Origin of the sequence: Kitasatospora sp. NPDC058243, from assembly GCF_042882025.1 — a bacterium.
In the GTDB taxonomy this organism is placed as follows: Bacteria; Actinomycetota; Actinomycetes; order Streptomycetales; family Streptomycetaceae; genus Kitasatospora.
Map to the genome: position 1 here is coordinate 1 of NZ_JBHVWW010000024.1, position 11,060 is coordinate 11,060.

Annotated in this window: 6 protein-coding genes; 3 read left to right on the forward strand and 3 right to left on the reverse strand. The window is 74.7% G+C overall.

The window, feature by feature from the left end; translation table 11 throughout:
* Positions 1 to 231 precede the first annotated feature (231 nt).
* Both ACFVX9_RS17860 and ACFVX9_RS17865 read right to left on the reverse strand, forming a co-directional pair.
* Complete coding sequence (locus tag ACFVX9_RS17860) at positions 232 to 987, reverse strand: leucyl/phenylalanyl-tRNA--protein transferase (RefSeq protein ID WP_380368797.1); 756 nt, start codon at positions 985 to 987, stop codon at positions 232 to 234.
* Positions 984 to 4,388 (reverse strand): amino acid adenylation domain-containing protein, encoded by a 3,405-nt coding sequence (locus ACFVX9_RS17865; RefSeq protein ID WP_387982402.1) that lies wholly within the window; start codon positions 4,386 to 4,388, stop codon positions 984 to 986. Before ACFVX9_RS17865 ends, ACFVX9_RS17860 begins: the two co-directional genes overlap by 4 nt.
* 160 nt (positions 4,389 to 4,548) lie before the next feature.
* Between ACFVX9_RS17865 and ACFVX9_RS17870 the strand changes: the two genes are divergently transcribed.
* A complete protein-coding gene (locus ACFVX9_RS17870; protein WP_387982403.1) occupies positions 4,549 to 7,770 on the forward strand; it encodes an EAL domain-containing protein in 3,222 nt (1,073 codons plus the stop codon).
* An 88-nt stretch (positions 7,771 to 7,858) separates the two neighbouring features.
* Here ACFVX9_RS17870 and ACFVX9_RS17875 read toward each other — a convergent pair whose 3' ends face one another.
* Positions 7,859 to 8,818: a helix-turn-helix transcriptional regulator gene (locus tag ACFVX9_RS17875; protein ID WP_363366734.1), complete on the reverse strand. Its 960-nt coding sequence runs from the start codon at positions 8,816 to 8,818 to the stop codon at positions 7,859 to 7,861.
* Positions 8,819 to 9,270: 452 nt separating this feature from the next.
* On the opposite strand from ACFVX9_RS17875, the gene ACFVX9_RS17880 reads away from it, so the two are divergent.
* Positions 9,271 to 9,888 (forward strand): papain-like cysteine protease family protein, encoded by a 618-nt coding sequence (locus ACFVX9_RS17880; protein WP_387982404.1) that lies wholly within the window; start codon positions 9,271 to 9,273, stop codon positions 9,886 to 9,888.
* A gap of 4 nt (positions 9,889 to 9,892) precedes the next feature.
* The gene (locus ACFVX9_RS17885; protein WP_387982406.1) at positions 9,893 to 10,744 is read left to right on the forward strand and encodes a hypothetical protein; all 852 of its coding nucleotides are present in this window, start codon (positions 9,893 to 9,895) and stop codon (positions 10,742 to 10,744) included.
* The last annotated feature ends 316 nt before the right edge of the window (positions 10,745 to 11,060 follow it).

The window sequence follows — 11,060 nt, forward strand, 5'->3', positions numbered from 1 at the left end:
GCCGTGGTCGTGGTCGTGGTCGTGCCGGTGGTGACGGCCGCTTCGGTGGTGCCGGCGGCGGCCTGCGGAGTGCCGGAGGTGGTCGGCCCGCAGGCGGCGACCCCGGCGAGGGCGAGGGTGAGGAGGGCGGGGCCGACGGCCCTGCCCATGGAGCTTTTGAACACGCGGCGTCATGTTACTGACGGGGAATAAGTTTGTCGAAGACAGGCCAAGCAGGGTAAAAGACGCAGGTCAGACCAGCCGGGCCACGGGCAGCGGAGCTCCCGGCAGCGGGCCCACCACGGCGTCCGCCGCCAGCTCGGCCAGGTACCGGGAGCGGGGCACCGGCTCGGCGCCGAGGCTGCGGATGTGCGGACTGTCCCACTGGGCGTCGAGCAGCCGCCCGCCGGCCGCGCCGAAGCGCGCCCCGAGGTCGGCGACGGCGACACGGGCGGCGTCGGGGCGGCGGTGGAACATCGAGTCGAGGCTGAGGACGGGCCCGGCGGCGACGCCGAACACCCCGCCGATCAGCTCCTCGCCCTCCCACACCTCGCCGCTGTGGGCGGCCCCGAGCACATGCAGCTGCTCCAGTGCGGCCCGTAACTCCGCTGTCAGCCAGGCTGGTTGGCGGCCCTCGGCACAGCGGGCCAGCACCTCGCCGAAGGCCCGGTCGGCGCTGGTCCACCACTGCGGCCGGTGGCGCAGCCGCCGGGCGAGGCGACTGCCGAGCCGGACGCCGTCGGGCGGCAGGACGGGCCGGGGGTCGGGCGACCACCAGGCCAGCGCGTACGGGTCGTCCCCGCCGGGCAGCAGCACCACCTCGCCCGCCTCGACGGCCTGTTCGTAGCGCGCCTCGTTGTAGGCGCCGGCGTACTCGTCCGCCGCGGGCATCGGGAACAGGCCCCGACGGTACGCCGCCAGCAGGTCCGACGCGCCGAGGCCGGCGCCGAACGCCACCGGCCCGCCACCGGGCCCGCGTTGGACGTCCAGCCCGTCGAAGGGGCTCATGCCGGCGGCCCGAGGAAGCCCTCCGCCGCCAGCCGCCCCAGGTAGTGGTCGAGCAGGCCGGCGTCGACGGCGGGCAGGTCGATCCCGCTGCCGGCGAGCGCGGCATTGGTGTTGGCGCGGTCGAACAGCGGGAAGACGGGCCGGAAGTACAGCTCACTGATCGACAGCGCCGATCCGGGGGCGCGGTCGACGAACAGCGGGACGAACGGCGTGACGGGGTGGGCGGGGTGCCCGGCGGCGAACCGGACCAGGCCCTGCACCCAGTCACCGTACGGGAGTTCGGCGATCGGGTGGCCCCGGGCCCGGAGCCGTTCGGCGAGGTCGGCGAGGGCGGCGGGGCGCGGCGAGGTGAGGTGGTAGACCTCGCCGTCGGCGGGGGCGTGGGCGGCGATGTGGGCGACGGCGCGCGCGAAGCGGTCGGCCGGGACGAAGTCGAGCGGCAGCAGCACGTCCGGGCAGGTGCCGCTGTCCGCCAGGTACGCGATGAGCCCGCAGATCTCGGTGCCGGTGTTCATCACGCCGGTGGCGAGGTCGCCGGTGACCTCGTTGGTGCGCAGCACGGTGACCGGGAGCCCGGCGGCGGCCGCCTCGTGCAGCAGTTGTTCGGCGACCCACTTGCTCTCGACGTAGCCGACGCCGAGCCGGTCGGGGTGGGCGAGCGGGGTCCGTTCGGTGACCTCGCGGACGCCGGCCGCGCCGAAGCCGGCCAGCACCGCGAGGGTGGACAGGTAGTGCACGGGCACGCCCCGGCTGAGCCCGGCGAGGCGGATGATCTCGCGGGTGCCGCCGACGTTGGGCGCGCGCAGCTGGTGGTACGGATAGAGGAAGTTGACCTGCCCGCCGAGGTGGTGGACGGCGTCCAAAGTCCCTGCCAGCCCCTCGAACTGACGTTGCATCAGCCCGAGCCTGGGTGCGGCGAGGTCCCCGACCAACGGCACCACCCGGGTGTCGGTGAGGTCGTGCCGCAGGAAGCGCTGCTGGGCGGCGCGCAGGCGTTCCAGCGCGTGCTCCTCGTCGGGGGCGCGGACCAGGCAGTGGATCCGGGCCCCGGTGGTGGCGAGCAGGGCGTGCAGCAGGTGGGCGCCGCAGAAGCCGGTGGCGCCGGTGAGCAGGATCTCGGCGGGTTCGGCGCGGCTGGGCGCCGGGCTCCAGGACTGCTGGACGGGGTGGGCGAGCCGGGCTTCGGCGGCCCAGTCGACGGCGGTCTCGGCGGAGCCGGGGCTGGGGCTGGGACCGGCGCGGGCGGTGCGGGCGGCCTGGACGGCGGCCGCGAAGGCGCGCAGGGTGGCGTCGCGCAGCAGGGCGCGGGTGAGGGCGCGGACGCGGGTGACGTCGAGACCGAGCATGATCCGGGCGCGGGCGAGCATCTCCATGGCCAGCAGCGAGTTGCCGCCGAGCGCGAAGAAGTCGTCGGCGGGGCCGACGTCCTCGACGCCGAGCAGTTCGGCCCACAGCTGCCCGATGACGTCCTCGACGGCTCCCCCGCCGCCCGCCGCCCCGGTGCCGCCCGCGTCGGCCCGTCCCGGGGTGCGCGGCTCGGCGTGCGGCAGCCGGCGGCGGTCGACCTTTCCGGCCGGGGTGAGCGGCATGCGGTCCAGCGCCACGAAGGCGGCCGGGAGCATGTACTCCGGCAGCCGTTCGGCCAGGTAGGCGCGGAGCCGGTCGCGGCGGGCCCCGGCACCGGCCGCGGCGTCGGCGTGGTCGGCGAGCGTGTAGTAGGCGGTGAGCGCGCGGCCGCCGTCGGGGTCGCCGCCGTCGGCGGCGACACGGGCCTGCCGGACGTCGGGGTGGGCGGCGAGGGCCGCCTCGATCTCGGCGGGGTCGACGCGGTGGCCGAGCACCTTCACCTGGTCGTCGAAGCGGCCGAGGATCTCCAGCTGCCCGTCGGCCCGCCAGCGCCCGGCGTCGCCGGTGCGGTACATCCGCTCGCCGGGCACCGGCGCGTACGGGTCGGGGACGAAGGCCTCGGCGGTCGCCGCGGGGGCGCGCCAGTAGCCCCGGGCGAGGCCGGGCCCGCCGAGGTGGATCTCGCCCTTCTCGCCGGGCCGTACGGGGGACAGCCGGGCGTCCAGGACGTGCACCCGCACGCCGGGCAGCGGGCGGCCGATCGGCACCGGCGCGGCCGGGCCGCCCGGGCCGACGGCGTCCAGCAGCGCGGGGGTGACCTCGCAGAGCGTGGAGGTGACGGCGGCCTCGGTGACCCCGTAGGCGTTGACCAGCCGGACGCCGGGCAGCCGGTCCAGGCAGCTGCGGCAGTCGTCGGCGTGCACGACGTCCCCGCCGACGACGACCAGCCGCAGCCCCTCCGGGCCGGGCCCGCCGGGCGGGAGCAGCGTGAGCACGTGGTGCCAGTAGGCGGGGGTGAGGTCGGCGACGGCGAGGCCGAGTCCGCGCATCCGGTGGACGAGTTCGGTGGGCGCCCAGGTGCGGCCGCCGCCGAGGACGAGGGTGGCCCCGGCGAGCAGGGTCGCGAAGACCTGCTCCAGTGCGGTGTCGAAGCCGAGCGCGGCGAGTTGCAGCACGCGTTCGCCGGGGGCGAGGCCGTAGGCGTGGACGACCCGGTCGAGGGTGAACACCAGGGCGCGGTGGGTGACGGGGACGCCCTTGGGGGTGCCGGTGGTGCCGGAGGTGTAGATCAGGTAGGCGAGGTCGTCGGGCCCGGCACCGTCGGGCTCACCGGCGCCGTCGGGCCCGCCCGCACCGTCCACGCCGTCCACGCCGTCCACCGGCAGCGGCTCGACGCCCGGCAGCGCCCCGCCCTCGGTGACCGCCACCCGCGCCCCGCTGTCCTCGACCAGCCGGGCCAGGCGCCGCGCCGGGTACGCCGGGTCCAGCGGCAGCAGCGCCGCGCCCGCCTTCAGCACGCCGAGCCAGGCGACGACCAGGCCCGCGCCGCGTTCGAGGCAGACCGGCACCACCTCCTCGGGGCCGACCCCGCGGGCCCGCAGCGCCCGCGCCAGGCGGTCGCTGCGCCGGTCCAGCTCGCGGTAGCTCAGCGTGGCGTCGTCTGCGGCGACGGCGACCGCGTCCGGGTGCTGCGCGGCGCGGGAGCGCAGCAGTCCGTGCACGGTGCCGCCGCCGCCCGCGGCCCGCCCGCGGCCGCGCTCCCCGGGGGAGCCGAGCCCGGGGAAGCCGAGCCCGGGCGGGCGCCATTCGCGGGCCACGTGGGCCCGGCAGTCGTCGCGGCCGGCCGGCCCGTACACCAGGTGCCAGCCGCCCGGCACGGTCAAGTCGCCGGGCCAGATCGCGTACTGACCGCTGTCGTTGCGAACCACGGCGTGACGCCCGGAGTTCACATCCGTTCGTACGCCCTGTGCGCTGTCTGCTGCGTCGTCCACCGGCTTGACCTCGTGCTGTGGCGGCAGTTTCCTGGGAGGTGCGACATTTCCGACTATACGCACTCAGGGCACAGGACGAACGTCCGATCGCAACCCGACCGGACGCGACGCTGCCGTGTGCCCGTCAGCCCGGGACGAGACGACCCCGCGACCGCCGAGACCCGTCCTCGCCCGAACTCCCCCGTCCCACCGGCCGGGTGGCGACGCGGAGGAGGTAGCCCCGTTGACACGTCGGCGACAACGCCTGATGGTCTGTTACCTGCTGTGGATGGTGCTGTTCACCGGCGTCTACTACATCAACCCCTCGCAGCGGATCATCTGGTGGACGGGCATCGGACTCGGCAGCAGCGCGGCCATCGTGGCCGGCGTCCGCCTCAACCGCCCCGCGCACGCGCTGTTCTGGTACGTGCTGGCGCTCGCCAACCTGAGCTTCACCGCGGGCGAGGTCGTCCAGGTCGTCCAGACCCAGTTCCTGCACCTCCACAACCCGTTCCCGTCCGTCGCCGACGGCTTCTACCTGGCCGAGTTCGTGCTGTACGCGGCCGGCGTGCTCGGCTTCATCCGCTGGCGCACGGCCCGTCAGGACCGCGCCGGCCTGCTCGACGCGCTGATCCTCACCATGGGCCTGGCGCTGCTCGCCTGGATCTACCTGATCCTCCCGTACGCCCGCAACCCCGACCTCTCCTGGTTCCAGAAGGCCGTCTCGATCGGCTACCCGCTCGGCGACGTGGTCGTCCTCGCCCTGCTGCTGCGGCTGCTGACCCCGCGCGGCGGCACCAGCCGGGCGCTGCAACTGCTCACCGTCGGCACCGCCGGCATGCTGGTCGCGGACACCCTGTACGGGCTGATCCAGCTGCACGGCAACTGGCACATCGGCACCCCCGTCGACTTCGGCTGGGCCGCCTTCTACACCGCCTGGGGCGCGGCCGCGCTGCACCCGTCCATGGTCGAGCTGACCAGACCCGTCCCCACCCAGCAACCCGACCTGAGCGCCGGCCGCCTCGCCCTGCTCACCCTGGCCTCGCTGATCGCCCCGGCGATCCTGATCATCGAGTCGCTGAACGGCAACACCAGCAACGCCGGCGTGATCGGCGCCTTCTCCGCCCTCCTGTACCTGCTGGTGCTGGCCCGACTGGCGGTCGTCGTGGTCGCCCGCCGGCAGGCGATCGCCCGCGAGCGGGCCCTGCGCGAGGCCGGCGCCAGACTCACCGCGGCCGTCACCGTCGAGGAGGTCGCGGACGCCGTCCAGGCCACCGCCTCCACCCTGATGCCCACCGAGCCCGGGCACGTCGCCCTGCTCGCCGTCACCGAGGCCGGCGTCCTGCACGTGCGGCACGCCGAACGCGGCGCCGCCCAGCACCACCTCGGCCCCGTCACCGACTCCGACGAGGCGCTCGCCCTCGCCGCCTACCGGGAGACCCGGCTGCTGCCCGTCGAGGACATCGGCAGCGACCTCGCCGCCCGCCTCGACGGCATGCCCTCCGCCCTGCTGTGCCCGCTCACCCTCGACGAGCGCCCCTCCGGCGACCCGCTGATCGGCGCGCTCATCGTCACCGGCACCGCGCAGGAGCTCACCAGCCTGTGGGGCTCGCTGGAGATCCTGGCCGCGCAGGCCGCGCTGGCCGTCGAACGGGTCGTGCTGAGCCAGGAGGTCAACCGCCGCAACAGCGAGCTGTACTTCCGCACCCTGGTGCAGAACGCCAGCGACGTCATCCTGATCCTGGACGCCGACGACGGCGTCCGCTACGCCTCCTCCTCCGCCGAACGGGTCCTCGGCTACCCCAGCCTGGACGGCACCCTGCTCACCGAGCTCGTCCCGCCCGAGGACAGCCGGGCCGTCGGCAAGGCGCTGGCCCGGATGCGCGGCCCGGTGGACGCCGCCCCGGCACACGCGCCGGAGCACTCGCCGCCGCACTCGCCGCCGCGCGAACCGCTGCACTCGCCGCCGCGCGAACCGCTGCGCGAACAGCCCCGTGAGCACTGGCGGCTGCTGCGGCAGGACCGGACCCCGATCGAGGCCGAGGTCCGCTTCAACGACCTACGCGCCGACCCGACGGTCGGCGGCCTGGTGCTCACCCTGCGCGACGTGACCGAGCAGCGCCAGATGGAGCGCGAACTCACCCACCGGGCCTTCCACGACTCCCTCACCGGCCTCGCCAACCGGGTGTTGTTCCTGGACCGGGTCGGCCACGCGCTGTCCCGCGGCGAGCGCAGCGGCGCCGTCACCGGGGTGCTCTTCCTCGACCTCGACGACTTCAAGGTGGTCAACGACACCCAGGGGCACGCCGTCGGCGACGAACTGCTGATCGCCGTCTCGCTGCGGGTCTCCACCGCGCTGCGCAGCTCGGACACCGCCGCCCGGCTCGGCGGCGACGAGTTCGCCGTCCTGGTCGAGGACGCGCTGCGCCCGGCCGACGTGGACGCCATCGCGGACACCGTGCTGACGGTGTTCGCAGAACCGTTCAGGCTGAGCGCGGGCGCCGTCCGGGTGACGGCCAGCATCGGCGTCGCCACCACCGAGGACAGCGTGGACGCGGCCGAACTGCTCACCCACGCCGACCTCGCGCTCTACTCCGCCAAGGCGGCCGGCCGCCGCCAGTGGCGCCACTACCAGCCCGCCCTCCAGACCGGGCTGGTGGAGCGGCACGAGCTGAACGAGAACCTGGACGCGGCGATCGCCGAATCCTCCTTCCAGCTGTACTACCAGCCGATCGTCGACCTGCGCACCGGTGACCTGGTCGCCTTCGAGGCGCTCGTCCGCTGGCCGCACCAGCGGCGCGGCATGGTGCTGCCCGACGAGTTCATCGCCCTCGCCGAGGAGAGCGGCCAGATCGTCCCCCTCGGCGCCTGGGTCCTGGAACGCGCCGCCCAGGAGGCCGCCGCCTGGCACGCCGCCAGCTCCGCCGACCGCGCCGCCGCCGGCCTCCCCCCGCTGCGGGTCAACGTCAACGTCTCCGCCCGCCAGTTCCGCGACGCCGGCTTCGTCGACGTCGTCCGCGGCGCCCTGCGCAGCTCCGGCATCGACCCGCACACCCTCGTCCTCGAACTCACCGAATCCGTCCTGATGCGCCGCGACGACCGCGTCCACGCCGACATGGCCACCCTCGGCGACCTCGGCGTCGGCATCGCCATCGACGACTTCGGCACCGGCTACTCCTCGCTCTCCTACCTGCGCGAGTTCCCGATCTCCATCCTCAAGATCGACAAGTCCTTCATCGACGGCCTCGGCCTCTCCCCGCAGCAGTACGCCCTCGTCGAAGGCATCACCCGCATCGCCGACACCCTCGGCGTCCGGGTCATCGCCGAAGGCATCGAACACCCCGAACAGCGCGACCTCCTCGCCGCCATGGGCTGCCCGCTCGGCCAGGGCTACCTCTTCGCCCACCCCATGACCGCCCCGCAGGCCCGCGCCCTCGTCGGCGGCACCGCGCACGAACCGGCCTGACCCCCGACCTCAGGGCCGCGCCCCACGTCCACGCCCCCAGGGCCGCGCCCCACGTCCACGCCTCAGGTCCACGCCCCACGTCCACGCCTCAGGTCCACGCCCAGCGGATGCCCGCGACCCCGGGCCCCAGCGCGGTCGCCACCACGTGCGCCAGGTGGTGGCTGTCCAGGGTGAGGTCGGCCAGGCTGTCGTCCGGACCCTCCGAGTCACTCGCCGTGAACCACTGGCACTGCACCGGGAGTTCGCCCGGATCGAAGCGCACCCGCAGGACGTAGTGGTCCGCCGGGAAGCGGAAGGCCGCACGGTAGCGGCAGCACTCGGCCGCGCTGTGCGGGCGCACCTCGAAGGAGAACACCTGGGTCTCGGAGCAGTGCAGCGAGCGGTCGAACAGCAGCTCCGCGAGCACCACCCGGGCCACCGGATCCCGGCGCACCCGGCCCAGCCGGCAGCTGTCCCCCGCCACGATCTCGACGGCCCCCTCGTCCACCCCCTCGTCGCAGTCGTAGATCAGCAGCGCCCGGTCGACCCCGTCCTGACGGGCCCGGACCGCCACCATCGAACTGAGCGCCGCCAGTTCACGACGCGGCCCGACCGTCACCGTCGCGTACTCGGTGACCACCTGGAGCTTCCCGGCCGCCGGGCTGTCCAGATCCGCGAGCAGCCCGCCCAGATCACCGGGGGTGCGCACCATCTGCGGGTACGGGCGGGGCCCGCCGCCGTCGCGGTCCGCCCCGCCGCGCGGCCGCGGCGCACCCAGCAGGGCGGTGAGCGCGTGCGCCGGCAGCCCGAGGATCTCCTCCAGCGCGGCCACCACCCGTAACGACTCCGGGCGCTCCGGCCGGCGCAGCCCGCGCTGCCAGTAGCTCAGGGTCGTGACGGCGATCCGCAGTCCGCGCTCGGCCAGCCGGCTGCGCAGCCGCTCCAGCGGCAGCCCGCGGGCCTCGATCGCGGTGCGCAGCGCGAGGCCGAAGGGCCCGCTCCGCAGCGCGGCCAGCACGGCGGCGCTCTCCGGGGCAGCACCGGGCGGCGGTTCCTGACGACTGGCCATCGGGGCTCCCGGGGCTACTGGCCCGGCCGGCGCGCGGCGGCGGCGGGGCCGAGGGGACACGGCGGCGGTGCGGGGACGGCGGTGAGGGGGACGCGGTACGGGGGCGGGGGTGCGGGGACGCGGTACGGGGGGACGCGGCGCGCTGTGAAATTACCGGCTTACCCCGGCCGCGTCCATATCCGGGAGCCCCGCTCCCCGCCACCCGTCTGCGGCGCAGCACCTCCGCCGCACCACCCCTCTTCACAGCCCCGTTCACAGCACCGCCCGCTCCCCTCCCGGGGGTCTGGGAGCGGCCCGGCCTGCTGCCTACGCTTCCTAGCAACCCCGGTCCGGGCCCGCCGCGTCGGCCGCGCGGCAATCCCCCACACAGCACACCCCCACACAAGGCACACCCCAGGGCGGCGCCGGGTGCACACGGAGCCGCCCGTGCCCCCGCACGAAGGAGTTCCCCCATGAGCGGACCCATCCGTGGGTCGTCCCTGCGCGCCGCACTGGCCGCGCTGTGCATGCTGGCCGCCGTCGTGACCACCGGCGCCGGCACCGCCTCGGCCTCCCCCCAGGCCGCCGCCGGCAGTTCCCAGACCTTCGCCGCCGGTTCCCGGCTCAACATCTCCATGCAGGCGCAGGAGCAGGACCAGTGGTGCTGGGCCGCCTCCGGCAACACCATCGCCACCTTCCTCGGCCACGGCACCGACCAGAACTCGTTCTGCGACCTCGCCTACGGCCAGGACACCTCGTACCAGTGCCCCAACCAGCCCGGCCAGCTCTCCTGGGTGCAGAACGCACTCTCCGCACTCGGGGTGTCCCCCGGTCAGGAGACCGGCGCCCTGTCCTTCAACACCATCGTCAGCGAGATCAACGCGGGCCGGCCGATCGAGACCGGCATCTCCTGGCTGGCCGGCGGCGGACACGCCCAGGTCATCTACGGCTACGACCAGAGCAACAAGTCCATCTACTGGGGCGACCCGTGGCCCAGCAGCAACCGCTACAACCTGGCGTCGTACAGCTACTACGCCGGCTACAACGGCCAGTTCAACTGGAACGACTCGCTGTACCGGATCGGGGCGTGACACGATGACGCACTTCCGCGCCCCGCGCGCCCTCGCCGCCATCGCCCTCGCCGGCAGCGGACTGCTCGCCGCCGCCCCCGCCCTCGCCGCCACCCCGGCCACGGCAGTCGGCGTCCCGTCCGCCCCGTCCGCGGCCGACGTCACCGCGGCCGCCGCGGCGGCGAAGGCCGCCCCCGTCGTGCAGACCCTCGGCGGGTTCTTCGCCCACGGCTCCGGCCAGGGCTCCTCCGACGCCCGCCAGGCGCAGGCCGCCGCCCCGGCCCGGGTGGTCGGCGACACCGTCCCCGTGTACTACCTCAACCCGGACTTCGTCGCGGCGGCCTCCGTCGGGGCGCCGGTCGCGAAGTTCGCGTTCATGGCGACCGAGGCCGACGCGGCCGACGGCCGCAAGGCCTCGGTGTGGACGGCCCCCGACCCGCACGACAACGGGTCCTGGGCCGAGATCAACATAGCCTCCGGCAGCGACGAGACCGACCACGCCGCCGCCGCGGCAGCACTGGGCCGCGGCGCCGTCGCCTTCGAGGAACCGCAGATCCGGGCCTGGTACGCCCTGGTCGACGGCCAGGTACGGCCGCTCAACCCGGACGCGGTCCGGTCCGTGGGCGACGCGGGCATCACCCTCGCCCAGTACCAGCAGGTGGTCCACGACCGGTACGCCGACAAGCTGCCCGGCACCGACTACGCCAAGGCGCACCTGCTCGGCGGCTTCGACCGGGGAACGGCCCCCGTCGCGGCGCCGGCCGGCGACTCCACCCCGAGCGCCGCCCTGCTCACCGGGGCGGGCACCCTCCTCGCCGCCCTCGGACTCGGCACCGCCCTGCTGCGCCGCCGCCGGGCGGGCCGCAGCACCGCCTGACGGCACCGCCGTTCGGCTTCCACACTGCGAACGGCGCTGACGGCGGGGCACCTCCGGGTGTCCCGCCGTCGGCGGTTTGCGACGGAAAGCCCGCACAGTAATTGACTACACGTCACTTCTTAATTCACGACCGTCCCGGGCCCCTTCGCGCACGCGATAGGGGGCCCTCTTCGCATCTCGGAAACCTCTCCCACCTGGGGTGATGTCATCGAAATGACTCCATTTCTCACGACTCCTCAGCGTAGGCGATCTGTTACGCAATCGTCATCCTGATTGGTCGCTGGGAGTCAGCTGGGGGTGAGAGATTGTGCTTCGG